This window comes from Streptomyces sp. NBC_01217 (genome assembly GCF_035994185.1).
Lineage (GTDB): Bacteria > Actinomycetota > Actinomycetes > Streptomycetales > Streptomycetaceae > Streptomyces.
Window position 1 is genome coordinate 2,416,807 of record NZ_CP108538.1, and the last position, 24,994, is coordinate 2,441,800.

A 24,994-nucleotide genomic window follows, 5' to 3' on the forward strand; every position below is an offset into this window, starting at 1 on the left:
CTGACATGGTACGGATTGCGGTGATCGGCGCCGGGATGGGCGCGATGGCGGCGGCCGCCCGGCTCGCCGTGGCAGGCCACCGGGTGACGGTGTACGAGCGATCGGAGACCTTCGGCGGCTCGGTCGGCCGGTATACCCATGAGGGCTTCGCCTTCGACACCGGTCCCACGCTGCTGCATCTGCCCGCGGTCTACCGCGACCTGTTCGTGAAGACGGGCAAGGAGCCGCTGGAGAGTTGCGTCAGCATGACCCAGGTCGATCCGGCGAGCCGCCACCTCTTCGCGGACGGCACGGCGGTCTCGCTGCCGAATGCCTCACGGGCCGGGGTGGTCGCCGCTCTGGACGCGGCGCTCGGGGGCGGCGCGGGCGCGGCCTGGGGCGAGTTCCTCGACCGGGCGCGTGATGCCTGGGACCGCTCGCGGCGGCCGTTGCTGGAGGAGCCGTTGCGCTCCAGCCGGCAGGTGCTCGGCCGTGATCCGTATCCGGCGCTCCGGCAGCGCCGGCTGCTGCGCCCGGCCCGTCGGGCGGGCACGGTGACGGAGGTCGGCGCGTGGGAGCTGCCGGACCCCCGGCTGGCCGCCCTGCTCGACGGATACGCCCTGTCGTACGGGCTCGACCCGCTGCGCACGCCTGCGGCGGCCGCCCTGCTGCCGTACATGGAGGAGACCTTCGGCAGTTGGTACGTCTCCGGCGGGATCCGGGCCCTGGCGCAGGCGGTGTACGAGCGGTGCCTGGCCAGGAAGGTGGAGTTCGTCTTCGGCTGCGAGGTGGCCCGGGTCGTCGAGAAGGACGGTCGGGCGGCGGGCGTCGAACTGCTGGACGGGACGGTCGCCGAGGCCGGTCATGTGGTGCTGGGGGCACGTCCGCATCCAGGCCTGGTGCCCGGTCAAGAGCTGTGGCGGGAGGGCTATGTCGCGGTGCAGCCACGGCCGGGACAGGGGCAGGAGTCGGTGCCGGGCCGGTTCGTCGTCCTGCTGTCGCTGCGCGGCGCCCGGCCCGCGGATGCCGTGCACCGCACCGTGGTGCACCCGGCGGACGGCGGGGCGGAGCGCGAGGCGGTGTTCGGCGGGAGCGTCGCCCGGCGTCCCACGGTGACGGTGCTGCGCCCGGACGACCCGTCGACCCGCCCCGACGACGCCCACGAGGCGGTGACGCTGATGGCGACGGTCGCCCCGCACGGAGCGGTGGACTGGACGGACACCGCGTTGCGCGAGCGCTGTGCCGACGCGCTGATCGAGGCGGCCGGTGCGGCCGTGCCCGGCATACGGGAGCGGCTGCTCCACGCCGAGGTGCGGACCCCTGCCGAGACGGAGGCCGAAACCGGCGCCGAGGGCGGCTCGGTGCCCGCGCCCGCACTGGCCGGGGCGGGGGGCGCGTATCTGCATCCGGGCAATCTCACCCGGCTGCCGGGGCTCTACGCCGCGGGCGGCTGGTCGCACCCGGGCGGCGGGCTCGCCCACGCGGGGATGTCCGGGGCGCTGGTCGCCGGACTGATCGTGGAGGGGGACGGGTTCCGCGGCTCCCAGTGAGCCGGATGCCACCGCCGGGCCGCGCCACCGGGGCGCCGGGCCGCCGTCAGTAGCGGTACTGCTGCTCGTTGTAGCCGGGGTCGTAGCCGTTCGGGTACGGGGCAGGCTGTGCGGGCTGCTCCGGAGGCGCCGGTGGGTACTGCTCGCCCTCACGCTGCTGCGGCACCCACACACCGCCTGGCGGGGTCTCGGGGGCGTACTGCTGGGCATAGGGGTCGGCGGCGTACTGCTGCTGACCGCCGTAGCTGTCGTAGCCGTCGCCATAGCTGTCGTACGCGGCGTACTGCTGCTGGCCGCCGGTGGTGCCGGTTCCGATGTACGGGTCGGAGTACGCGGCGTACTGCTGCTGGCCCGTGCCGTAGTCGTACTGCCCGGCGAGGGGGTCCTGACCGGAGAAGGAATCCTGGCCGGAGAAAGAGTCCTGGCCGCCGTAGGAGCCCTGGGCGGCGTAAGGGTCCGGGGCCTGCGCCGCGTACCCGGAGTCATCGGCGTAGGGGTCGTACGCGGCGTACTGCGGCTGCTGCTCGGCCTGCCGGCCCTGGTTCTGGTCCTGCTGCGGGGACTGGTGGTCGCTGTAGATGCCGTACTGCCCGGTGTCGTCCGGCAGCGGCTCGGGCTCGTAGACCGCGGCCCGCGGTGCCGTGGCCTGCGGCCGCTGCGGGAGCGGCTCGTCGTACGTCGTCTCCGTCTCCAGGTCCGACACCTCAAGCGTGGGCTCGCGGCTGTCCCGGCCGTTCCCGCCCCGGCGGCGACGACTCTCGCCGGGGCTGCCCCCTATCGCCCAGCCGGTGGAGAAGCCGCGCCGGAAGGACAGCGTGACGTAGGTCTGACCGATCGCGAACGCGATCGTGCCGACGGCGATGACGAAAACGGACGGCATCAGTACACCGACGACCACACAGCCGAAGCCCGCGAAGGCGAGCAGACGCCAGCGAAGGCGCGCCTTGTACTGCAGGAGCACCTCGCCGAGCAGCCACAGCGCGACGATTCCGAACGCGATGTAGAGGACCGTCCAGCCCATGCCCGCCCCCTCCTACGGCCACCGCCCCGGGTCGTGGCGGGTACGGCCGGTCACGACTGCTTGTGCAGTCCGAGATTCTCGTAGATTTCGAGCGTCGCCGTCGAGTTGTTGAGCGTGATGAAGTGCAGTCCGGGCACACCCTCGGAGCGCAGCCTCGCGCAGAACTGCGTTGCGAAGTCGATGCCAATGGAGCGTACAGCGGCGGGATCGTCCTTGGCGGCGAGGATGCGTTCTTTCAGTGCGGAAGGGAAAGACGCGTTGCTGAGCTGCGCAAACCGGTCCAACTGCTTGACGCTGGTCAGCGGCATGACCTCGGGAATGATCGGGGTTTCGCAACCCGCAGCGACCACACGGTCACGCATCCGCAAATAGTCCTCCGGATTGAAGAACATCTGGGTGATCGCATAGTCGGCACCGGCGCGGCACTTGTCCACGAAATGCCGGATGTCGGTGTCCCAGTCGGTCGAGCGCGGGTGCATCTCGGGAAATGCGGCGACGCCGACACAGAAATCGCCGGATTCCTTGATGAGCCGGACGAGATCGGCCGCGTACCGCACGCCCTGCGGGTGCTCGACCCACGCGCCCATCGGGTCGCCCGGCGGGTCTCCGCGCACGGCGAGGATGTTCCGGATCCCGGCGTCGGCGTACTGCCCGATCATGTTGCGCAGCTCGGCGACGGAGTGGTTGACCGCCGTGAGGTGGGCGACCGGGGTGAGCGTGGAGTCGGCGGCGATCTGCTGGGTGGCCTTGACCGTACCGGCACGGGTGGTGCCACCGGCCCCGTAGGTCACGGAGACGAAGCTCGGCCCCACCGCCTCGACGCGGCGCAGCGCGTTCCAGAGGTTCCGCTCGCCCTTCTCCGTCTTGGGCGCCCAGAACTCGAACGAGTACGAGGTCTTGCCGGTCGCGAGCATCTCACGCACTGTGCGCGCGTGATCTGTCCTGGTAGAAGGTGCGCCAAGGGCCATACGGGCAGGTTAACCAGAGCGCGACGACGACAGGACCGCAGCAGCGGTAATTGCCCGAATTGACTGGTTGTTTGTCCACCCTTCGGACACCCGGCCGAATCACACCGGCCGAATCACACCGGCCGGATCAGGCTCCGGCGCGCGCCCGGATCCGTCCGGCCAGCTCGGCGGTGGCCGCGGCCGGGTCGGTGGCCTCGGTGATCGCCCGTACGACGACCACCCGGCGCGCTCCGGCGTCCAGCACCTCGTCGAGGTTGCCCGCGTCGATCCCGCCGATGGCGAACCACGGGCGCTGCTGTCCGAGCGAGGCGGCGTACCGCACGAGGTCCAGGCCCGGGGCGTGCCGGCCGGGCTTGGTCGGGGTGGGCCAGCAGGGGCCGGTGCAGAAGTAGTCCACCCCGGGCTCGGCGACGGCCGCGTCGACCTCGGACTCGGCGTGGGTGGAGCGGCCGATCACCACATCCTCGCCGATGACGGCGCGGGCGGCGGGGACCGGCAGGTCGCCCTGGCCGAGGTGCAGCACATCGGAGCCGATGGCGTGGGCGACATCGGCCCGGTCGTTCACCGCGAGAAGCCTGCCGTGCCGCTTGCAGGCTTCGGCGAAGACCGCCAGGTGTTCGAGCTCCTCGGCCGCTTCCATGCCCTTGTCGCGCAGCTGGACGATGTCCACCCCGGCGGCCAGGACGGCATCGAGGAACGCGGGGAGGTCGCCCTGGCGCTTGCGGGCGTCCGTGCACAGATAGAGCCGGGCGTCGGACAGCAGCGCGCGAGGCGTGGACATGGTGCGGTTCCCCCCGGGAGAGCGTGGTGGAGCGGTTGTCGGTACGGCGCGGGGGTACGGGCCGCGCGGTGCTGCGCGGCCCGCACCCATGTACGGCATGTACGGCCTGTGGTCGTTCACGGCCCGTGGTTACGGGTCCGTGGTTCAGACGGCGAGCGCCTGGGCGCGGCGCTTCACCTCCGTGCCGCGATTCTCGCTCAGCGCCTGGGCAGGGGTGCCCGGCAGGGTCGGGTCGGGGGTGAAGAGCCATTCCAGCATCTCTTCGTCGGTGTAGCCGTCGTCCCTCAGGAGCGTCAGGGTGCCGGAGAGGCCCTTGACCACCTTGGTGCCGTCGATGAAGGCGGCGGGCACCTGGAGCGTCCGGTTCTCACCACGGCGTACGGCGATGAGCTGGCCCTCCTTGACCAGCTGGCGCACGCGCGTCACCTCGACATCGAGCATTTCCGCGATGTCGGGAAGGTGGAGCCAGGCAGGGACGAGAGCATCGATCTTTGCGTCAATCTCGGTCACAGGGACAAGCGTGCCATCCCGGACCGACAGTCGGTAGCCGGGCCGACCGTACGGGGGTCGGGGTACGCCGTCAGAGCGCTGCCGACTTCAGCGGTACGGAGGGGTCGGCGGCCCGCGCCCCGTCGAGCCGCGCCCCCGCCTCGATGAGCTTGCGCCCCTGTGCCAGATCGCGCGGCCGGCCGACTGCGAGGACCGCGACCAGGACGCCGTCGCGCAGCCAGCACACCGACCAGGAGGGGCCCGCGGGATCGCCGCGCCACAGCAGGATGTCGGCGCTCGTGTGGTGGCCCGCGTACTGCACGAACCGGCCGAACTGCTCGGACCAGAAGTACGGCACGGGGTCGTACGTCCGTGGCGCCGGGCCGTCCTCGGCCCCCGCGCCGATGATGTTGGCGGCGGCGGTCCGCGGGCCCTGGAGGGCGTTGTCCCAGTGGTGGACGAGAAGGCGTTCGCCGTACCTGGCGGACGGGAACGAGGCGCAGTCGCCGACGGCGTACACATCGGGCAGCGAGGTGCGCAGGGTCCCGTCGGCGGTCACCGATCCGTCGGGGCCGAGCGCGATGCCGGAGCCGGCCAGCCAGCTCGTGGCGGGCCGTGCGCCGATTCCGACGACGACCGCTCCGGCGGAAATCGTGCGGCCGTCCGCGAGGATCACCCTGCCCGGTTCGACGCGGTCGACCCTTGCTCCGGTGAGGAGTTCGGCGCCGGTCTCGGCGTACCAGGCGGTCATCGGGGCGGCGACCTCGGCGGGCAGCACGCCCGCGAGGGGCCGGTCGGCGGCCTCGACGACGGTGACCGCGCAGCCCGCGGCGCGGGCCGCGGTGGCGAACTCGGCGCCGATCCAGCCCGCACCGACGACCACGACGCCGTGCTGTGCATCGAGGACGGGCCGCAGCCGTGCCGCGTCGTCGAGGGTGCGCAGCAGATGGACGCCTGGAACGCCCTCGGCGCCCGGCAGGACGACCGGTTCGGCGCCGGTCGCGATCACCAGGACGTCGTAGGGAAGGGGTCCTGACTCGGTGTCCAGTTCATGCGCGTCCGCCCGCACACCGGTGACTTCGCGGCCCAGTCGCAGATCGATGTCCAGCGCCTCGAAGTCGACGTCGAAGGCGGAGTCCTCGGCCTTGCCGAGCAGCACCGCCTTGGACAGCGGGGGCCGGTCGTAGGGCTGGTGCGGTTCGGCGCCGATCAGCACGACGGGGCCGGTGAAGCCCTGCTCCCGCAGGGCCACCGCCGTCTGCACGCCGGCCATGCCCGCGCCGACGATGACGACGCGGCGTCCTGCCCGCCGGTCCGGCTGCTCTGACTGCTGCTGCTCACTCACCCGTACACCTTAAGCACCTGACGAAACGTCAGGAAAGGGGGAGGTCTTCTGCGGGGGCGGCGACGGGGGCCGCTCCCTTACTGGGGCCGGGGGACGGGGTTTAGGGTGGCCGACGTAAGGCACTCGCGGGAGCCCGGACGCACCGGGCTGAGAGGGAGGCTGGGGCGGCCTCCGACCGTACGAACCTGATCCGGGTCATGCCGGCGAAGGGAGGGGCTGGACGCCCATGCGTTCTTCTCGCAACGGAAGAGGATCCGACGTCCTGGTCATCGGGGGCGGGATCATCGGTCTGGTGACCGCCTGGCGGGCCGCGCAACGCGGACTGCGCACCGCGGTCGTCGATCCCGAACCGGGCGGCGGCGCCGCCCGGGTGGCGGCAGGCATGCTGGCCGCCGTCACCGAACTCCACTACGGCGAACAGACGCTGCTGGGCCTCAACGTCGCCTCCGCCGCCCGCTATCCGGCCTTCGTGGCCGAGCTGGAGGCGGCGAGCGGACAGGAGACCGGGTTTCGCGCCTGCGGCACGCTGGCCGTCGCACTGGACTCCGACGACCGCGCCCATCTGCGCGAACTCCACGCCCTGCAGCAGCGTTCGGGCCTGGAGTCGGAGTGGCTCACCGGCCGCGAATGCCGCCGCCTGGAGCCGATGCTCGCGCCGGGCGTGCGCGGTGGTCTGCGGGTCGACGGCGACCACCAGATCGACCCCCGCCGACTGGCCTCCGCACTGCTGACCGCCTGCGAGCGGGCCGGGGTGGTCTTCCACCGCGACTGGGTGGAGCGTCTGACGGTGCTGCGCGACCGGGCCGCCGGAGCCGTGCTCGCCGGGGGTACGCCACTGGCCGCCGACCAGGTCGTGCTCGCCGCGGGCAGCCTCAGCGGCCGCCTGCCGGGACTGCCGGACGAGGTCGTACCGCCGGTCCGGCCGGTGAAGGGACAGGTGCTGCGGCTGACCGTGCCCGCCGCGTACGCGCCCTTCCTCACCCGGACGGTCCGGGCCGTGGTCCGGGGCAGCCATGTCTATCTCGTACCCCGTGAGAACGGCGAACTGGTCGTCGGCGCCACCAGCGAGGAAATGGGCTGGGACACCACCGTCACCGCGGGCGGCGTCTACGAGCTGCTGCGGGACGCCCACGAGCTGGTGCCCGGCATCACCGAACTGCCGCTCACCGAGACCTGCGCCGGTCTGCGCCCCGCCTCCCCCGACAACGCCCCGCTGCTCGGCCCCACCGCCCTGCCCGGCCTCCATCTCGCCACCGGCCACCACCGCAACGGGGTGCTGCTGACCCCCATCACCGGTGATGTCATGGCGGAGCTCCTGACCGGCGGCGAGCTGCCCGAGGTGGCCCGCCCCTTCACCCCGCACCGTTTCCCGTCCGCCGCCGTCTCCGTACGTCAGGAGCAGCCCGCATGACCGAGCCCGCACCGCTTTCCGTGTCCGTGAACGGCGAGGCCCGTCCCGTCGCCGCGGGCACCACCCTGGACGCCCTCGTCGCCACTCTGACCGCCGCGCACTCCGGTGTCGCCGCCGCCGTCAACGAGACCGTCGTCCCGCGCGGCCAGTGGTCCACCGCCGTACTCCGTGACGGTGACCGCGTCGAGGTCCTGACCGCGGTCCAGGGAGGCTGACCATGTCCGACGACCTCTTCACCCTCGGCGACACCGTCCTCGGCTCCCGGCTGATCATGGGAACGGGCGGGGCGCCCAGCCTCGACGTGCTGGAACGCTCCCTGACCGCCTCCGGCACCGAGCTGACCACCGTCGCGATGCGCCGCCTCGATCCGACCGTGCAGGGCTCGGTGCTCTCCGTACTCGAACGGCTCTCCATCCGCGTCCTGCCGAACACGGCGGGCTGTTTCACCGCGGGCGAGGCCGTGCTGACCGCCCGGCTGGCCCGCGAGGCGCTCGGCACCGACTGGATCAAGCTGGAGGTCGTGGCCGACGAGCGGACCCTGCTGCCCGATCCGATCGAGCTGCTGGATGCCGCCGAGACCCTGGTGGACGACGGCTTCACCGTGCTGCCGTACACCAATGACGACCCGGTACTCGCCCGCAGGCTCCAGGACGTCGGGTGCGCGGCGGTCATGCCGCTCGGCTCCCCCATCGGCTCAGGCCTCGGCATCCGCAATCCGCACAACTTCCAGCTGATCGTCGAGCAGGCCCAAGTGCCGGTGATCCTCGACGCGGGCGCCGGGACGGCCTCGGACGCGGCGCTCGCGATGGAGCTGGGCTGCGCGGCCGTGATGCTGGCCTCGGCGGTGACCCGGGCCCAGGAGCCCGAGCTGATGGCCGCGGCGATGCGGCACGCGGTGGAGGGCGGGCGGCTGGCGTACCGCGCGGGCCGGATCCCGCGGCGGCACTTCGCCGAGGCCTCGTCGCCGGTGGAGGGGCGTGCGGTGCTGGACCCGGAGCGCCCCGCGTTCTGAACCCGCAGGGACCCGCGGGAGTCACCGGCACCGCCGGGACGCCGTGGCGCGCATGTCCCTGTCACGGCTCGGCTGCAGTACGGCCCCGGCTCGGCCCCGGCCCGTGAGCGGTGTCCGTGGCGGCTCGTAGACTCGCTTGCGTGGATACGACCCTCCAGGACCCTCTCGTCGGGCAGCTGCTCGACGGCCGCTACCGCGTCGATGCCCGCATCGCCGTGGGCGGCATGGCCACGGTCTACCGGGCCGTGGACACCCGGCTCGACCGGGTGCTCGCCCTCAAGGTGATGCACCCGGCGCTCGCCACCGACGCCTCGTTCGTCGAGCGCTTCATCCGCGAGGCCAAGTCCGTGGCCGGGCTCGCGCACCCCAATGTCGTCGCGGTGTTCGACCAGGGCGCCCAGGGACAGTACGTCTACCTCGCGATGGAGTACGTGGCGGGCTGCACCCTGCGCGACGTACTGCGCGAGCGCGGCGCCCTGCAGCCGAGAGCCGCACTGGACATCCTGGAGCCGGTCCTCGCCGCCCTCGGCGCCGCGCACCGGGCGGGCTTCGTGCACCGCGACATGAAGCCGGAGAACGTCCTGATAGGGGACGACGGCCGGGTCAAGGTCGCCGACTTCGGTCTCGTAAGGGCCGTGGGCGCCGTCACCAACACCACCGGGTCCGTCCTCGGCACCGTCTCCTATCTCGCCCCCGAGCAGATAGAGCACGGCACCGCGGACACCCGCACCGATGTGTACGCCTGCGGTGTCGTCCTGTACGAAATGCTGACCGGCTCCAAGCCGCACGCCGGTGACACCCCCGCCCAGGTCATCTACCAGCACCTCAACGAGGACGTCCCGGCCCCGTCGGCCGCCGTCCCGGGGCTCCCGGCCGGGCTGGACGGCCTGGTGGCGAGCGCCACCGCCCGTAACCCCGAGGTCCGTCCGTTCGACGCGGTGGCGCTGCTCGCCGAGACCCGCCAGGCCCGCTCCGGCCTCACCGACGCCCAGCTGGACGCCGTACCGCCGCAGGCCCTCGCCGAGGTGCACGACGCCGCCGAGGACCGCACGAGCGTGATCCCGCGGCTGCTCCCGGCCGACCAGGGCGTCTCCCATCACACCAGCCGGCTGGAGATGCCCCCGCCGGCGCCGCCGCGGCCCGCGCCGCACGGCCCGCGCGGCCGGGGTCCGAGCCGTTCCGTCATCGCGGTGGTCGTCGCCGTGCTGCTGGCGCTGGGGATCGGCACCGGTGTCTGGTACATCAACTCCGGGCAGTTCACCCGGGTCCCCTCGCTGCTCGGCCAGACCGAGAAGACCGCCCAGCAGCGGCTCTCGGACGCCGGCCTGGAACTGAAGAGCGTCAATCGGGCCTACAGCGACACGGTGGAGCGCGGCAAGGTCATCAGCAGCGACCCCGAATCCGGCGCCCGCATCCGGGGGAACGACGCGGTCACGCTGGTCGTCTCGCGCGGCCCCGAGATCGTGAAGGTGCCCGATGTCCAGGACCTCTCGCTCGGTGATGCCAGACGTGCGCTGAAGGAGGCGGGCCTGGTGCCCGGGATGGTCACCAAGGAATTCAGCCAGGAGACGGGACGCGGCGAGGTGATCCGTACGGACCCCGTGGCGGGCACCGAGCGCCACCCCGACTCCGCGGTCGCCCTCGTCGTCAGCAAGGGTGCCCCGGTCGACGTCCCCGATGTCACCGGTCTGTCCGTCGAGGACGCCACCGCCGCACTGCAGGAGGAAGGGCTGAAGGCCGAGATACTGCCCGGCCGGGTCAACTCCCCCGAGGACGCGGGCGACGTCGCCCGGCAGTCGCCGGGCCACGGCAGCCAGGCCGCGGAGGGCGACACCATCACGCTCACGGTCTCCAAGGGACCACGGATGATCGACGTCCCGGACGTCATCGGGAAGGACGTCGACGAGGCCACGAGCGAGCTGGAGAACGCGGGCTTCGAGGTCAAGGTCGACCGCCCGTTCCTCTCCTTCGGCGACACCATCGACAGCCAGTCCGTCGACGGCGGCAAGCAGGCCCCCGAGGGCAGCACCATCACCATCAAGACCAAGGGACTCTAGATCCACATGCGCAACCCAGTCGGCGGCCATGTTCCCGTGGCCGGCGGCCTCGCCAAGGTCGGCCTCCCCTACGCCCGCGAGATGGGGGCGGAGGCCGTCCAGGTCTTCGTCGCCAACCCGCGCGGCTGGGCGACACCGGCCGGGAATCCGGCGCAGGACGAACAGTTCCGTGCCGAGTGCGCCGCCGGTTCCATACCGGCGTACGTCCACGCCCCCTACCTGATCAACTTCGGTTCGCACACCGAGGCCACCGTCGAGAAGTCCGTGGAATCGCTGCGCCACTCACTGCGCCGGGCGCGCGAGATCGGCGCGCTGGGCGTAGTGGTGCACACCGGATCGGCGACCGGCGGCCGGCCGCGCGAACAGGCCCTCGCGCAGGTACGCACGCACATGCGGCCGCTCCTGGACGAACTGACGCATGACGACGACCCGTATCTGCTGCTGGAGTCGACCGCCGGACAAGGCTTCTCGCTCTGCTCGCGGACCTGGGACTTCGGCCCGTACTTCGAGGCGCTGGACGCCCACCCCAAGCTCGGCATCTGCCTCGACACCTGCCACATCTACGCGGCGGGCCATGACCTGACGGGCCCGGAGGGCATGCGGCAGACCCTGGACCTGCTGGTGGGCACGGTCGGCGAGGGACGGCTGAAACTGATCCATGCCAATGACTCCAAGGACGTGGCGGGAGCCCACAAGGACCGGCACGAGAACATCGGCGCCGGGCACATCGGCGAGGAACCGTTCCGGGAGCTGTTCGCGCATCCGGCGACCGCCGGTGTACCGCTGATCATCGAGACGCCGGGCGGCAAGGAAGGCCATGCGGCGGACGTGGCCCGGCTGAAGGGGCTGCGACCCGCCCATTGAGGAATACCCCATGGGGGTATACGGTTCTTCCTGTCGGCAGGAACCGCTACTCGGCATTGGGGGATCGCCATGCGGCACGACACACAGCACGGGCAGCACGGACAGCACACGGAGCACGGCGGGCACGCGGAGCATGGTGAACACGGCGGGCACGGTGAGCACGCCGACCACTCAGGTCACTCCCACCACGCCGACCACACCGGCCACCACCCCGGCAAGGCCGGCTGGGCCATGGCCGCGCAGGCCACCCTCCACTGCCTGACCGGATGCGCCATCGGCGAGATCCTCGGCATGGTGATCGGCACGGCGCTCGGCTGGGGCAACATGGAGACGATGGTGCTCGCGATCGTCCTGGCCTTCTTCTTCGGCTACACGCTCACACTGCGCTCCATCCGGAAGGCCGGAGTCGACTTCCGTACGGCCCTGCGGGTCGCCCTCGCCGCCGACACCCTCTCCATCGCGGTGATGGAGCTGATCGACAACGGCGTGATCGCACTGTGGCCGGGCGCCATGGACGCGGCTCTCTCCGACGCACTGTTCTGGGGAGCGCTCGCGCTCTCGCTCGCCTTCGCCTTCGTCGTCACCACACCGGTCAACAAGTGGATGATCGGCCGGGGCAAGGGCCACGCGGTGGTGCACCAGTACCACCACTGAAAGCGCTCCCGGCCCGCCCGGGCCGGGGGCCGCAGGGTCAGAGCTCGGGGCCGTCCCCGGGCTCTTCCTGGTAGGAGTAGCGCTGCTCGCACCACGGGTCACCGATGTTGTGGTAGCCGCGCTCCTCCCAGAAGCCGCGGCGGTCGGCCGTCATGTACTCGACGCCCCGGACCCACTTGGGCCCCTTCCAGGCGTAGAGGTGCGGCACGACGAGCCGGAGCGGGAAGCCGTGCTCGGCGGTGAGCAGCTCACCGCCCTTGTGGGTGGCGAAAAGCGTTCGGTCCGAGGCGAAGTCGGAGAGCCGCAGGTTGGAGCTGAATCCGTACTCCGCCCAGACCATCACATGAGTGACGTTCGGCGCGGGTGGCGCGAGTTCCAGGACCGTACGGGCGAGCACCCCGCCCCATTCCGCGCCGAGCATGCTGAATTTGGTGACGCAGTGCAGGTCAGCGACGACCGAGGTGAACGGCAGTACCGAGAACTCCTGATGGTTCCAGCAGCGCTTCTCGCCGTCGGCCGTAGCACCGAAGACCCGGAATTCCCAGCGGTCGGGCTTGAACTTGGGTACGGGCCCGTAGTGGGTAACCGGCCAGCCGCGCTGGAGTCGCTGTCCCGGCGGAAGCTCGGACTGCTCTGACGCGCTGCTTTCCCGGCTTTCCGGCTGACCCATGACTCCATGGTGACAGACAGGCAGGGGTGGTCCTGACCAGGGCAAGGACTATTCAGGCAACTCGTACTAAGCATGTACTTACTGGACGATCACGGGGTGCGGTGCGAGGATGCGGCCAACTTGCCCAGTTCACCGGTTGGAAGGAGCCTCTGCAATGCAGGGCGACCCCGAGGTCCTTGAGTTCCTGAACGAGCAACTGACCGCCGAGTTGACGGCCATCAATCAGTACTTCCTGCATGCAAAGATGCAGGAAAACTTCGGCTGGACGAAGCTCGCGAAGTACACCCGCTCCGAGTCGTTCGACGAGATGAAGCACGCCGAGATCCTTACGGACCGCATTCTCTTCCTCGATGGACTGCCCAACTACCAGCGGTTGTTCCATGTGCGGGTGGGTCAGACGGTGACCGAGATGTTCCAGGCCGACCGCCAGGTCGAGGTGGAGGCGATCGACCGCCTCAAGCGCGGGATCGAGCTGATGCGCGGCAAGGGCGACATCACGTCCGCAAACATCTTTGAGTCGATCCTGGAGGACGAGGAGCACCACATCGACTACCTCGACACCCAGCTGGAACTGGTGGAGAAGCTCGGCGAGCCGCTCTATATCGCACAGGTGATCGAGCAACCCGACAGCTGAGGGCTGCCGGTCGGGGCCGCAGGGGCGGTCAGGCCGCCTCGGAGAGCCGGACGGCCGGGGCCACGCCGGGGGCGATCTCGGGAGCGATGACCGGGGCGACCTCGGGGACGGCGTCCGGAGTGATCCCGGCGGCGGTGCCGGGCGCCCGCTTCCCGTCGAGCAGTTCGCGGCGCGGGCAGGCCCCACGGCCCAGGACAGCCTGGATGGCGCGGACGCAGCTGCCACAGTCGGTACCCGCCTTGCAGACGGAGGCGATCTGCCGGGGCGTGCACGCCCCGGCTTCCGCATGGTCCTTGACCTGCTTCTCCGTGATGCCGAAGCACGAGCAGACATACATGCGGTTCACCTCCCGGCGGGGTCGGTCGTCACTGCCACCCCGTGATCGGTGAGGCTAACCTAACCTTACCCGGCGCCCCGAGCCCTTGAAAGCCCCCGAACGCCCTGTGGGGCACGGATCACATCGATCCGTACCCCACAGTCGTACGTGCGCTGTCTGCGGTGATGCCTACTGGTCCCGGTACATCTCGGCGACCAGGAACGCCAGGTCGAGGGACTGGCTGCGGTTGAGGCGCGGGTCGCAGGCCGTCTCGTAGCGCTGGTGCAGATCGTCCACGAAGATCTCGTGGCCGCCGCCGACGCACTCGGTGACATCGTCACCGGTGAGCTCGACGTGGATGCCGCCCGGGTGCGTGCCCAGGCCCTTGTGCACCTCGAAGAAGCCCTTGACCTCGTCCAGGACGTCGTCGAAGCGACGGGTCTTGTGGCCGGAGGCGGCCTCGAAGGTGTTGCCGTGCATCGGGTCGGTCACCCACGCAACAGTGGCGCCGGAGGCGGTGACCTTCTCGACCAGGGCGGGGAGCTTGTCGCGGACCTTGTCGGCGCCCATGCGGACGATGAAGGTCAGCCGGCCGGGCTCGCGCTCGGGGTCCAGGCGCTCGATGTAGCCGAGCGCCTCGTCGACGGTGGTCGTCGGGCCGAGCTTGATGCCGATGGGGTTGCGGATCTTCGAGGCGAACTCGATGTGCGCGCCGTCCATCTGGCGGGTGCGCTCACCGATCCACACCATGTGGCCGGAGGTGTCGTACAGCTGCCCGGTCCGCGAGTCGGTGCGGGTCAGCGCCGACTCGTAGTCCAGCAGCAGACCCTCGTGCGAGGAGTAGAACTCGACCGCCTTGAACTCGGCCGGGTCCGTACCGCACGCCTTCATGAAGTTCAGCGCGTTGTCGATCTCGCGGGCGAGCGCCTCGTAGCGCTGACCGGACGGGGAGGACTTCACGAAGTCCTGGTTCCAGGCGTGCACCTGGCGCAGGTCGGCGTAACCACCGGTGGTGAAGGCGCGGACCAGGTTCAGCGTGGAAGCGGATGCGTGGTACATCTGCTTCAGCCGGTCGGGGTCCGGGACGCGGGCTTCCTCGGTGAAGGCGAAGCCGTTGACGGAGTCGCCACGGTAGGTCGGCAGGGTGATGCCGTCGCGGGTCTCGGTCGACTTGGAGCGCGGCTTGGAGTACTGCCCGGCGATCCGGCCCACCTTGACGACGGGGACGGAGGCCGCGTAGGTCAGGACGGCGCTCATCTGGAGCAGCGTCTTCAGCTTGGCCCGGATGTGGTCGGCGGACACGGCGTCGAAGGCCTCGGCGCAGTCGCCGCCCTGCAGCAGGAACGCCTCGCCCTTGGCGACGGCTCCCATGCGGGCACGCAGCTGGTCGCACTCGCCCGCGAAGACGAGCGGCGGATACGACGCGAGGTCCGCGAGTACATCGCGCAGAGCCTCGGCATCGGGGTATTCGGGCTGCTGCGCCGCGGGAAGGTCTCGCCAGGTGTTGCCACCGGCGACGGAGGTATTGGCGTTCACGGTCACACCGACAACATTACGGGGTCCGGCGGTACGTCCATCCGTAGGCTCAACAGTTGAGACGCGCGCTCGGATGACGTGCTCATCCGTTAGGGTTCGGTTCATGTTCGCGCAGACGACCCAGAACTGGTGGTGGACCGCTCATCCGGCGGCCCACTGATCAATCGCGCGACAGACCACGCGAAGGCCGCCCGAGGGGCGGCCTTCTCTGCGTTTCGGGAGCCGTTCCTCCATAAGGAAGGAACACCCCCATGTCTCAGCCCCACCGCACCGATCTCGTCATCGAGAGGCTTCTCGACGACGACTGCCCGCCGTTCGCGCTGTTGCGCCGGCGCACCCCCGGCCACGACCAGGACACCGTCGAGGTGCTGATCGGCCGGGTACGGGAAGCGGACCGGCTCGCCGATCTCCCGGTCGGTGCGCTGCCCACGCTCGCCCTGGTGCCGTTCCGGCAGATCGCCGAGCGCGGTTTCGATGTGCGCGACGACGGGACGCCGCTGTCCGTGCTGGTCGCGGACGAGACGTACGAGCTGCCGCTCGCCGAGGTACTGGACCGCCTGCCGGCCCATGACGTACGGGTCGAGGACGGCTCCTTCGACGTGGCCGACGAGGAGTACGCGGGGATCGTGCGACGGGTCATCGAGGACGAGATCGGGCAGGGCGAGGGCGCGAACTTCGTCGTACGGCGGACCTTCCGGGGCGAGATCCCCGGCTTCGGGCGGGCCGACGCGCTGACGCTCTTCCGGCGGCTGCTGGCCGGTGAGCGGGGCGCGTACTGGACGTTCGTCGTGCACACCGGGGTCAGGACGCTCGTCGGCGCCAGTCCGGAGGTGCATGTGCGGATGTCCGGCGGGACGGTCGTGATGAACCCGATCAGCGGTACGTACCGCTACCCCGACGGGGGCCCGACCACCGAGAATCTGCTGGCCTTCCTCGCCGACGGCAAGGAGAGGGACGAGCTCTCCATGGTGGTCGACGAGGAACTCAAGATGATGTGCACCGTCGGCGACATGGGCGGGGTGGTGGTCGGACCGCGGCTCAAGGAGATGGCCCATCTCGCCCATACGGAGTACGAGCTGCGCGGACGTTCCTCGCTCGATGTGCGCCAGGTGCTGAAGGAGACCATGTTCGCGGCCACGGTCACCGGCTCCCCCGTGCAGAACGCCTGCCGGGTCATCGAGCGGTACGAGCCGGGCGGGCGCGGGTACTACGCGGGCGCGCTGGCCCTGCTGCAGCACAAGCCGGGCGGGACACAGACACTGGACTCGCCGATCCTGATCCGTACCGCCGACATCTCGGCCGACGGACAGCTGCGGGTAGCGGTCGGGGCGACGCTCGTACGCCACTCCGATCCGGACAGCGAGGTCGCCGAGACCCATGCGAAGGCGGCCGGGGTGCTGACCGCGCTGGGGGTGCGGCCGGGCCGGCCGCGGACCGAGGCGGCACGTGCGCCGCTGGCGGGCGACCCGCGGGTGCAGGCGGCGCTGGCCGCCCGGCGGGACGGTCTCGCGCCGTTCTGGCTGCGGATGCAGGAGCGTACGCACGAGCTGTCCGGACATGCCCTGGTGATCGACGGGGAGGACACCTTCACCGCGATGCTGGCGCATCTGCTGCGCTCCTCGGGGCTGGAGGTGTCGGTGCACCGCTACGACGAGCCGGGGCTGCGCGAGCGCGTCCGGGCGCACGAGGGCCCTCTCGTGCTGGGTCCCGGGCCCGGGAATCCGGGCGACACCACCGATCCGAAGATGCGGCTGCTGCGCGGGTTCGCCGCGGAGCTGGTCCGTGATCACCGGCACGGGCTGCTGGGGGTCTGTCTCGGCCATGAGCTGATCGCGGCGGAGCTCGGCCTGGACATCGTCCGCAAGACCGTGCCGTACCAGGGCACGCAGACCCGGATCGAACTGTTCGGCCGGCCGGAGACCGTCGGCTTCTACAACAGCTTCACCGCGCGCTGCGACGACGCGGTGGTCGCCGAACTGGCGGCGCACGGTGTCGAGTCGAGCCTGGACGCGGCGACCGGGGAACTGCACGCACTGCGCGGGCCGGGCTTCGCCTCCGTGCAGTTCCACCCGGAATCGGTGCTGACCCTGCGCGGCGCGGCGATCGTGGCCGGTCTGCTAGCGGGGCTGCCGGTCGCCGGTTGAAGGAACGGAAAGGGCGAACGGAGGAACGGGATCCCGGACGGACTCCGGGATCCCGGTTCACCGGGAGAGCACCGGGACGAGGACGTTGTCGCTGCGGCGGCCGGCCAGATAGTCGGCGACGTTCTGCACGGTGGCGTCGGTGATCTGGGCCACGGCGTCCTCTGTGTAGTACGCCTGGTGCGAGGTCACTACGACGTTCGGGAAGGTGACGAGCCGGGCGAGGGTGTCGTCGTCGATGCCCTCCAGGGACTTGTCGAGGAAGAAGAGTCCGGCCTCCGCCTCGTACACATCGAGTCCGACACCCAGGAGACGGCCCGCGCGCAGCTCGGCGACCAGGGCCGTGGTGTCGATGAGTCCGCCGCGGCTGGAGTTGATCAGGATCGCGTCGTCCTTCATACGGGCCAGGGCGTCCTCGCCGATGATGTGGTGGGTCGTGGGCAGCAGCGGTACGTGCAGGCTGATCAGGTCGGACTCGGCGAGGAGCCGCTCCTTCTCGACGTACTCCATGCCGAGCGCGGCGCAGGCGGGGTTCTCGACGACGTCCCAGCCGAGCAGTCTCATGCCGAAACCGTGGGCGATACGGGTGAAGGCCTCGCCGATCTTGCCCGTGCCCATCACACCGGCCGTGCGTCCGTGCATGTCCCGGCCGAGGAGTCCGTCGAGCCGGAAGTCGAAGTCGCGGGTGCGGCTCGCGGCGCGGATGATGCGGCGGTTGACGGCCATCGCGAGGGTCCAGGCGAATTCCGCGACCGAGTACGGCGAGTAGTACGAGACCCGGGCGACCCGCAGGGCGAGCCGTTCGGCGACGTCGAGGTCGATGTTGTTGAAGCCGGTGGAGCGCTGGGCGATCATCTGCGTGCCGCCCGCCGCGAGGGTCTGCAGGACGGCGCTGCCCAGGTCGGAGTTGACGCTGGTGGAGATGATCTCGTAGCCGGCCGCGATGGGGGCGGTGTCCCTGGTGAGGGAGACGTCCAGGCAACGGACCTCGTGCTGTCCGGCGAAGGCCTTCTCGATGAGCGGCTTCTCGTCGGACTGCACACCGAATGCCAGGATTTCCACGACTTCTCCCGTTTGCCGCGCGAACCAGGGAACATGGGCCGGTCATCGCGAATATACGGCCCATGCCCCGGGCGCGCCGCTCGGTCTCCGGTGCGCCGCTCAGCCGAAGAAGACACCCACCTCCGCGTAGAGGGCCGGATCGACGGTCTTGAGCCGGGCGGTCGCCTCCGCGATCGGCACCCGCACGATGTCGGTGCCCTTCAGGGCGACCATCGTGCCGAAGTCGCCGTCGCGCACGGCGTCGATCGCGTGCAGGCCGAAGCGGGTGGCCAGCCAGCGGTCGAAGGCGCTGGGGGTGCCGCCGCGCTGGACATGGCCGAGGACGGTCGTCCGGGCCTCCTTGCCGGTGCGGCTCTCGATCTGTTTGGCCAGCCATTCGCCGACGCCGGAGAGCCGGACATGGCCGAAGGAGTCGTGCGACCCGTCCTTGAGGATCATCTCGCCCTGCGCGGGCATGGCTCCTTCGGCAACCACCACGATCGGTGCGTAGCTGGCCCTGAAACGGGAGGTCACCCAGGCGCACACCTGGTCGATGTCGAAGCGCTGTTCCGGGATGAGGATGACGTTCGCGCCGCCGGCCAGCCCCGAGTGGAGCGCGATCCAGCCCGCGTGACGGCCCATCACCTCGACGACGAGGACCCGCATATGGGATTCGGCGGTGGTGTGCAGCCGGTCGATGGCCTCGGTCGCGATGCCCACGGCCGTGTCGAATCCGAAGGTGTAGTCGGTGGCGGAGAGGTCGTTGTCGATGGTTTTGGGAACGCCGACGCATTTGATGCCGTGTTCGCCGGACAGGGTCGCCGCCACGCCGAGGGTGTCCTCGCCGCCGATCGTGATGAGCGAATCGACCTCGTACTTGGCGAGGTTGTCCCTGATCCGGCGCACGCCGTGCTCCGCGCGGAGCGGATTGGTGCGCGAGGAACCGAGGATGGTGCCGCCGCGCGGCAGGATGCCGCGCACCGCCGGGATGGAGAGCGGCACCGTCTCCCCCTCCAGCGGGCCGCGCCAGCCGTCCCGGAATCCGATGAAGTCGTAGCCGTACTCCTGCACGCCCTTGCGGACGATGGCCCGGATGACCGCGTTGAGCCCGGGGCAGTCGCCGCCCCCGGTCAGTACTCCGACCCGCATGGAAGCATCCCTTCGCCGAAGTGAGCTCGCTGACGACCACGCTAATCGTGATCCAGGTCACTAAGGGATGGGTCGGACGGTCAATTCCCGTGCAATGACGGGTGGTTGGGTCAGGCGTCGTCGAGGCCGCGCTCGATCGCGTACCGCACGAGCTCCACCCGGTTGTGCAACTGGAGCTTGCCCAGGGTGTTCTGCACATGGTTCTGCACGGTGCGGTGCGAGATGACCAGGCGCTCGGCGATCTGCTTGTACGAGAGACCCTTGGCGACCAGCCGCAGCACCTCGGTCTCGCGCTCGGTGAGCTGCGGGGCCTTGGGTTCGTCAAAGGCGACGGGCGTGGGGTCGGAGGCGAGCCTGCGGTACTCGCCGAGGACCAGTCCGGCCAGGCCGGGGGTGAAGACGGGGTCGCCGACGGCGGTGGAGCGCACGGCCTCGGTCAGCTCCTGCGTACTGGCCGACTTGAGCAGATAGCCGGTGGCGCCGGACTTGACCGCCTCCAGTACGTCCGCGTGCTCACCGCTCGCGGAGAGCACCAGGACGCGCAGCCCCGGGTGGGAGCCGACGAGCTCCTTGCAGACCTGCACGCCGGGCATACCGGGGAGGTTGAGGTCGAGTACGAGGACGTCGGGGGTGACCGCCTTCGCCCTGCGGACGGCCTGCGGTCCGTCACCCGCGGTCGCCACCACGTCGAAACCTGACTCGGAAAGATCGCGGGCGACGGCGTCTCGCCACATCGGGTGGTCGTCGACGACCATCACCCTGATGGGCCGCTCCTCGGCTCCCTGGATGTTCTCCGCACTCATCTGGCTGATCCTGCCTTCCCCCGTGAAACCTTCGGAACCTTCAACTCGACCTCGGTGCCCTGGCCGGGCACCGAGATCAGCTCTGCCGTGCCGCCCAGATCGCGCAGCCTTCCCCGGATCGACAGGGCGACCCCCATCCGTCCCTCCCCCTCGGCCTGGGCGAGCCGGCCGTCCGGGATGCCCGGGCCGTCGTCCCTGACCGTCACGATCACCTCGTCCGGCCAGTCCTCGACGAGGATCCAGGCCTGGGCATTCTCTCCCGCATGGACCCTGACATTGTCCAGGGCCGCACTGACAGCGGCCGCCAGCTCCTTCGCCGCCCCGGGCGCGAGCAGCACCGGAGCACCGGGCTCCGCGAAGCTGATCCGGGAGCCGGCGTGCGGGGCGAGCAGGGCGCGCAGATCGCAGTCGGTCCCCCCGGCCGGCTCGTCGTCGACTTCGACGCTGCGGACCACGGCGCCCTGCGCGGCGTCCTCGGAGACCCGGGTGGTGGGCACCAGACCGCTGGAGACCAGGGTGCGCAGGGCGACTTCCTGCTCCCCGGCCATCCGGCCCAGTTCGGCGGCCTCCCCGCCGAGAGCCGTACCGCGGCGCTGCACCATCGCGAGGACCTGGAGCACGCTGTCGTGGATGTCGCGGGCCAGCCGTTCGCGCTCGCGGGTGGCGGCCTCGATCTCCAGGGCGCGGGCGAGGGTGCGCTCACTGGCGCGGGCCACCTCGACGACGTAACCGATGGCTATGGAGGCGACCCAGACCAGCAGGACGTTGTGGAAGGTGTCCTTGCTGGGCTCGCCGCGCTCGATGATGTTGGCGACGGCGACGAAGGTGGAGGCGAGGGCCGCCCAGCGCCAGCCGCCCTTGATCGCGAAGGCCAGCACGGAGCCCGCGGTCCAGATGGACGGCAGTGTCGGACCGTCGACGTGCTGGGCCTCGAAGTCGGCGAGCGGGGTGAGGAGGATGCCGACGAGGGCGAGGGTCAGATCGGCGCCGAGGAAGCGCTTGGTGCAGGCGACGGCGCCCGTGACCTTCGGAAGGGTGGCGAGCGTCCAGGCCGCCATCACCACCAGGAAGGCGACGGCCACCCAGGGCCGGTCGTACTTGTCCCGGCCGAAGACGGCCAGCAGGACCGCGTAGATCATCGTCAGAATGCGGTACGCCGTCAGAGCCCGCCACAGCGGCTGCTCGACCGACATCCGTACGACCCGCTCGCGCTTGGCCATGTCCCCCACCCCCCGGACGGAAACGACGCGGTTACTCGCCGGACCGTTCCGTCACTCCTGCGTTCCGGACTCTCTGTCCGCGTGCTTCTCCTCCTCGGCACGGCGCTTCGCCTCGTCCGCGATCTGCCGCTTGGCAGCGGTCGCGTAGATGTCGACGTACTCCTGGCCGGAGAGCTTCATGATCTCGTACATCACCTCGTCGGTGACCGAGCGCAGGATGAAGCGGTCCCCCTCCATGCCGTGGTAGCGGCTGAAGTCGAGCGGCTTGCCGATCCTGATGCCCGGGCGCATCAGCCTGGGGATCACCTGTCCGGGCGGCTGGATCTTCTCCGTGTCGATCATCGCGACGGGGATGACGGGCGCTCCGGTGGCCAGCGCCACCCGGGCGAGTCCGCCGGGCTTGCCGCGGTAGAGGCGGCCGTCGGGCGAGCGGGTGCCCTCCGGGTAGATGCCGAAGAGCCCGCCGCTCTCGATGACCTCGATGCCCGCCTTGATGGCCGCCTCACCGGCGCCCCGGGCGCCCGAGCGGTCCACCGGGAGCTGGCCGACGCCCTTGAAGAAGGCGGCGGTGAGCTTGCCCTTCACACCGGGTGCGGTGAAGTACTCGGACTTGGCGATGAAGGTGACCTTGCGGTCCAGCACGGCCGGCAGGAAAAAGGAGTCGGAGAACGACAGATGGTTGCTCGCGAGGATCGCCGGTCCCTGCGCGGGGATGTTCTCCAGGCCCTCCACCCATGGCCTGAAGGCGAGCTTCAACGACCCGCCGATGGAGAACTTCATTGCGCCGTAGATCAACTCGGGTGCCTCCTGTGTGCTGTCGATGCGACCTTAACCTGTGGGGCCACCCGCGCTCCCGCCCGGCATGGAGCCGATGCGGCGGCCGGGGCCGTGACGGCCCTGGTCGGTGTCGGTCCGGTCGCGTACGGTGAAGTAATCCTTCTGCACTCCCCCCTTTCGCTCCCCTTCGAGCCTCACGAACAGGAGACCCCGGTGCCGGTCCTGCCTGGAGCCGAGCCGTTCCGCCACGAGGGCGGAGAGGTCGGCGTCCTTCTCTGTCACGGATTTACCGGTTCGCCGCAGTCGCTGCGCCCCTGGGCCGATCATCTGGCGGAGCGCGGGCTCACGGTCTCGCTGCCGCTGCTGCCCGGGCACGGCACCCGCTGGGAGGACATGCAGCTCACGGGCTGGCAGGACTGGTACGCGGAGGTGGACCGGGAGCTGCGCGCCCTGCTGGAGCGGTGCGGTCAGGTCTTCGTCTTCGGGCTCTCCATGGGCGGCGCGCTGGCGCTGCGGCTGGCGGCGAAGCACGGGGACGCGATCAGCGGTCTGGTGCTGGTGAACCCGGCGAACAAGCTGCACGGCCTCGCGGCGCACGCACTCCCGGTCGCCCGCCATCTGGTGCGGTCGACGAAGGGGATCGCGAGCGACATCGCCCTGGAGGGCTCCGACGAGGTGGGGTACGACCGGGTGCCGCTGCACGCGGCGAATTCACTGCGGAATTTCTTCCGGCTGGTCGATGCCGAGCTGCCCCAGGTGACCCAGCCGCTGGTCCTCCTGCACAGCCCGCAGGACCATGTGGTGCCGCCCGCCGACTCGGCCCGGATCCTCAGCCGGGTGTCGTCGACGGACGTCCGGGAGATCCTGTTGGAACAGAGCTACCACGTGGCGACGTTGGACCACGATGCGGAGCGGATCTTCGACGAGAGCCACCGGTTCATCGGCCGCCTCGCTCCGAGCGTCGGAAAGAAGGGGAGCACGTCAGGTGGCTGAGCACGACGCGGAGCGCGCGGGCAGCGAGGAGGGACGCGAGTCCCTTCCGCCGGAGGGAGCAGCCCTCCCGGCGGAGGGAGCGGCCCTTCCCGCGGAAGGAACGGCCGTCCCCGACGACGGTACGGGTGCGCAGGACACCGCTGCCCACACTGCGCCGCCGGGCGCCGAGGGCGAGCGGCCCGACCGGTCGATCGACGAGGACGCCGCTTGGAAGGCGATCGTGGCGGGGTACGGCGACGAGCCGCCGGACCCGCCGGGCGCCAGGCCGTTCCGGTCGATCGAGGATCTGGCGCTGCCCGAGGACGATCAGGCGGGCATCCTGGATCCGGACAAGGGGGTCGGCAAGAAGGCCCCGAAGCCGCCGGAGAAACCGCTCGGCAGCTCGATCGTGTTCGCCCCCGGCGTCACCGGGCCGCGCGACTACGAGGTCGAGGAGCCTAAGGACAGCGACCTCGACGAGAGCGACGAGGGCCATTTCGTCCCCCCCGAGCCGCCGCCGCTGCCGGAGGCCGATGTCACGGCGAAGTTCGCCTGGCTCGCGGTCGTCGGCGGTCCGGTGCTGATGCTGATCGCGGTGCTGCTGCGCTGGGACATGACGTGGTGGCTCACGACGGTCTGCATCGGCGGCTTCCTGGGCGGCTTCGCCACGCTGGTGGCGCGGATGAGCGACGACGACGAGGACGGCGACGACCCCGGACGCGGAGCGGTGGTCTGAGACCCGGCAGGCCAGAACGGCCCCGAGCCGCTGCCGCGTGCGGCGGCGGCTCGGGGCCGTTTTGCAGGCCGCGGCTCAGAGTCTCATCGCGGGTACCCGTAGTGCTGCCAGCACCGGTAGGTGGTCCGTGGCCGCCCTCAGGTCCGCGTCGGTGACACCCGGCAGTCCCGCGGGGACGCCGCAGCCGAGTACCTCGATCCCGGCCGTCGCGAAGACCGCGTCGATACGGCGCCGGGGCTGCTCCGGCGAGAAGGTGTGCTCGCCGCCCCACGGCCGGACGGCCCAGCAGTCCTGGAGCCGCCCGGCCAGCAGCCGGAAGGCACTGCCCGTCGGTACGTCGTTGAGGTCACCGGCCACGATGGCGTGCTCGACGCCCATCGCGTCCAGCCGGTCCAGCAGCATCCCGGCCTGGGCCAGGCGTTCCTCGGGCTGCAGGCTCAGATGGAAGCTGAGCAGTCCGATCCGGGTGCCCGCGATCCGTACCACCGACGTGGCGAAGCCCCTGCGGTGCAGCCCGGGGGTGAGCGGCAGCAGCACGTCCTCGGTCCGCTCCACGGTGGCCCGCAGCGAGCAGAGCAGCAGCGGCCCGGCCGCCGTGGCGCCGCCGCTGAGGACGACCATGTCGGTCCGGGCCGCGAGCCAGGCGGCCCGCTTGCGCCAGCGGAAGAAGCGCGGGGCCTCCTGGACGAGGACGAGGTCGGGGGCGCAGGCGCTGATGACGCGGGCCAGCGCCTCGCAGTCGTCGCGCATCGACCGGATGTTGTAGCTGAGCACTCTGATGACGGCCGAACCATCCGGCTCGGTACGGGAGTCGGGCAGCGGCGTCAGAACCATGCGTCCCACGATACGACGGACGCCCACCGCTCCC

At 70.7% G+C, this 24,994-nt stretch carries 26 protein-coding genes and 1 riboswitch; of the genes, 12 read left to right on the top strand and 14 right to left on the bottom strand.

The genetic code is table 11. The annotated features are described in order from the left end of the window. The first annotated feature begins 5 nt into the window (after window positions 1-5). Window positions 6-1,529 (top strand): phytoene desaturase family protein, encoded by a 1,524-nt coding sequence (locus OG507_RS10525; RefSeq protein ID WP_327366906.1) that lies wholly within the window; start codon window positions 6-8, stop codon window positions 1,527-1,529. 46 nt (window positions 1,530-1,575) lie between these two features. Here the strand turns inward: OG507_RS10525 and OG507_RS10530 are convergent, their stop codons facing one another. The 5 genes from OG507_RS10530 to OG507_RS10550 form a co-directional block, all read right to left on the bottom strand. Next, complete coding sequence (locus OG507_RS10530; RefSeq protein ID WP_327366907.1) at window positions 1,576-2,550, bottom strand: hypothetical protein; 975 nt, start codon at window positions 2,548-2,550, stop codon at window positions 1,576-1,578. Window positions 2,551-2,600: 50 nt separating this feature from the next. Beyond that, complete coding sequence (gene metF / locus OG507_RS10535) at window positions 2,601-3,518, bottom strand: methylenetetrahydrofolate reductase [NAD(P)H] (RefSeq protein ID WP_327366908.1); 918 nt, start codon at window positions 3,516-3,518, stop codon at window positions 2,601-2,603. A gap of 127 nt (window positions 3,519-3,645) precedes the next feature. Beyond that, window positions 3,646-4,299, bottom strand: a complete 654-nt coding sequence (gene thiE, locus OG507_RS10540) for a thiamine phosphate synthase (RefSeq protein WP_327366909.1) — start codon at window positions 4,297-4,299, stop codon at window positions 3,646-3,648. Between the two features lie 144 nt (window positions 4,300-4,443). Next, window positions 4,444-4,809, bottom strand: coding sequence for an Rv2175c family DNA-binding protein (locus tag OG507_RS10545; protein ID WP_327366910.1), 366 nt, complete (start codon window positions 4,807-4,809; stop codon window positions 4,444-4,446). A 70-nt stretch (window positions 4,810-4,879) separates the two neighbouring features. Further along, entirely contained in the window at window positions 4,880-6,133 is a 1,254-nt protein-coding gene (locus OG507_RS10550) for an NAD(P)/FAD-dependent oxidoreductase (protein WP_442810957.1), read from the bottom strand. 115 nt (window positions 6,134-6,248) lie between these two features. Further along, a riboswitch (TPP riboswitch) is annotated at window positions 6,249-6,362 on the top strand. Between OG507_RS10550 and thiO the strand changes: the two genes are divergently transcribed. The 6 genes from thiO to OG507_RS10580 all read left to right on the top strand — a co-directional run bounded on the left by thiO (window position 6,360) and on the right by OG507_RS10580 (window position 12,131). Then, entirely contained in the window at window positions 6,360-7,544 is a 1,185-nt protein-coding gene (gene thiO, locus OG507_RS10555) for a glycine oxidase ThiO (protein WP_327366911.1), read from the top strand. Its footprint overlaps the riboswitch before it by 3 nt. After that, window positions 7,541-7,759 carry a sulfur carrier protein ThiS gene (thiS, locus tag OG507_RS10560; RefSeq protein ID WP_327366913.1) on the top strand — a complete coding sequence of 73 codons (219 nt, stop codon included), beginning with the start codon at window positions 7,541-7,543 and terminating at the stop codon, window positions 7,757-7,759. Before thiO ends, thiS begins: the two co-directional genes overlap by 4 nt. A gap of 2 nt (window positions 7,760-7,761) precedes the next feature. Continuing rightward, entirely contained in the window at window positions 7,762-8,556 is a 795-nt protein-coding gene (locus OG507_RS10565; protein WP_327366914.1) for a thiazole synthase, read from the top strand. A 140-nt stretch (window positions 8,557-8,696) separates the two neighbouring features. Continuing rightward, window positions 8,697-10,613: a Stk1 family PASTA domain-containing Ser/Thr kinase gene (gene pknB / locus OG507_RS10570; protein WP_327366915.1), complete on the top strand. Its 1,917-nt coding sequence runs from the start codon at window positions 8,697-8,699 to the stop codon at window positions 10,611-10,613. Window positions 10,614-10,619: 6 nt separating this feature from the next. Then, complete coding sequence (locus OG507_RS10575) at window positions 10,620-11,477, top strand: deoxyribonuclease IV (RefSeq protein ID WP_327366916.1); 858 nt, start codon at window positions 10,620-10,622, stop codon at window positions 11,475-11,477. Between the two features lie 69 nt (window positions 11,478-11,546). Continuing rightward, on the top strand, window positions 11,547-12,131 hold the full coding sequence (locus OG507_RS10580; protein ID WP_327366917.1) for a DUF4396 domain-containing protein: 585 nt from the start codon (window positions 11,547-11,549) through the stop codon (window positions 12,129-12,131). Between the two features lie 37 nt (window positions 12,132-12,168). Here OG507_RS10580 and OG507_RS10585 read toward each other — a convergent pair whose 3' ends face one another. Further along, window positions 12,169-12,801: a sulfite oxidase-like oxidoreductase gene (locus tag OG507_RS10585; protein ID WP_327366918.1), complete on the bottom strand. Its 633-nt coding sequence runs from the start codon at window positions 12,799-12,801 to the stop codon at window positions 12,169-12,171. Between the two features lie 154 nt (window positions 12,802-12,955). Here OG507_RS10585 and bfr point away from each other — a divergent pair, with 154 nt between their 5' ends. After that, complete coding sequence (gene bfr, locus OG507_RS10590) at window positions 12,956-13,435, top strand: bacterioferritin (protein WP_327366919.1); 480 nt, start codon at window positions 12,956-12,958, stop codon at window positions 13,433-13,435. A gap of 28 nt (window positions 13,436-13,463) precedes the next feature. Here bfr and OG507_RS10595 read toward each other — a convergent pair whose 3' ends face one another. Then, on the bottom strand, window positions 13,464-13,772 hold the full coding sequence (locus tag OG507_RS10595; RefSeq protein ID WP_327366920.1) for a (2Fe-2S)-binding protein: 309 nt from the start codon (window positions 13,770-13,772) through the stop codon (window positions 13,464-13,466). Window positions 13,773-13,940: 168 nt separating this feature from the next. Beyond that, complete coding sequence (locus tag OG507_RS10600; protein WP_327371926.1) at window positions 13,941-15,287, bottom strand: class II 3-deoxy-7-phosphoheptulonate synthase; 1,347 nt, start codon at window positions 15,285-15,287, stop codon at window positions 13,941-13,943. A 103-nt stretch (window positions 15,288-15,390) separates the two neighbouring features. Here OG507_RS10600 and OG507_RS40360 point away from each other — a divergent pair, with 103 nt between their 5' ends. Both OG507_RS40360 and OG507_RS10605 read left to right on the top strand, forming a co-directional pair. Then, window positions 15,391-15,447, top strand: a complete 57-nt coding sequence (locus OG507_RS40360; RefSeq protein WP_078513512.1) for a trp operon leader peptide — start codon at window positions 15,391-15,393, stop codon at window positions 15,445-15,447. A 91-nt stretch (window positions 15,448-15,538) separates the two neighbouring features. Continuing rightward, window positions 15,539-17,431: an anthranilate synthase family protein gene (locus OG507_RS10605; RefSeq protein ID WP_327366921.1), complete on the top strand. Its 1,893-nt coding sequence runs from the start codon at window positions 15,539-15,541 to the stop codon at window positions 17,429-17,431. 57 nt (window positions 17,432-17,488) lie between these two features. Here the strand turns inward: OG507_RS10605 and OG507_RS10610 are convergent, their stop codons facing one another. From OG507_RS10610 to OG507_RS10630, 5 genes are all read right to left on the bottom strand, one after another. Further along, window positions 17,489-18,490 carry a 2-hydroxyacid dehydrogenase gene (locus OG507_RS10610; protein WP_327366922.1) on the bottom strand — a complete coding sequence of 334 codons (1,002 nt, stop codon included), beginning with the start codon at window positions 18,488-18,490 and terminating at the stop codon, window positions 17,489-17,491. Window positions 18,491-18,589: 99 nt separating this feature from the next. Continuing rightward, window positions 18,590-19,618: a 6-phosphofructokinase gene (locus OG507_RS10615; RefSeq protein WP_327366923.1), complete on the bottom strand. Its 1,029-nt coding sequence runs from the start codon at window positions 19,616-19,618 to the stop codon at window positions 18,590-18,592. A 110-nt stretch (window positions 19,619-19,728) separates the two neighbouring features. Next, window positions 19,729-20,421, bottom strand: a complete 693-nt coding sequence (locus OG507_RS10620; protein WP_327366924.1) for a response regulator transcription factor — start codon at window positions 20,419-20,421, stop codon at window positions 19,729-19,731. Then, window positions 20,418-21,641, bottom strand: coding sequence for a MacS family sensor histidine kinase (gene macS / locus OG507_RS10625; protein WP_327366925.1), 1,224 nt, complete (start codon window positions 21,639-21,641; stop codon window positions 20,418-20,420). The genes OG507_RS10620 and macS overlap by 4 nt, the downstream gene beginning before the upstream one ends. 51 nt (window positions 21,642-21,692) lie before the next feature. Continuing rightward, window positions 21,693-22,436: a lysophospholipid acyltransferase family protein gene (locus OG507_RS10630; protein WP_327366926.1), complete on the bottom strand. Its 744-nt coding sequence runs from the start codon at window positions 22,434-22,436 to the stop codon at window positions 21,693-21,695. Window positions 22,437-22,631: 195 nt separating this feature from the next. Here OG507_RS10630 and OG507_RS10635 point away from each other — a divergent pair, with 195 nt between their 5' ends. Then, the gene (locus OG507_RS10635) at window positions 22,632-23,411 is read left to right on the top strand and encodes an alpha/beta hydrolase (RefSeq protein ID WP_327366927.1); all 780 of its coding nucleotides are present in this window, start codon (window positions 22,632-22,634) and stop codon (window positions 23,409-23,411) included. Continuing rightward, window positions 23,404-24,126 carry a hypothetical protein gene (locus OG507_RS10640; protein WP_327366928.1) on the top strand — a complete coding sequence of 241 codons (723 nt, stop codon included), beginning with the start codon at window positions 23,404-23,406 and terminating at the stop codon, window positions 24,124-24,126. The genes OG507_RS10635 and OG507_RS10640 overlap by 8 nt, the downstream gene beginning before the upstream one ends. A 75-nt stretch (window positions 24,127-24,201) precedes the next feature. Here OG507_RS10640 and OG507_RS10645 read toward each other — a convergent pair whose 3' ends face one another. Then, window positions 24,202-24,960: an endonuclease/exonuclease/phosphatase family protein gene (locus OG507_RS10645; protein ID WP_327366929.1), complete on the bottom strand. Its 759-nt coding sequence runs from the start codon at window positions 24,958-24,960 to the stop codon at window positions 24,202-24,204. Window positions 24,961-24,994: the final 34 nt, after the last annotated feature.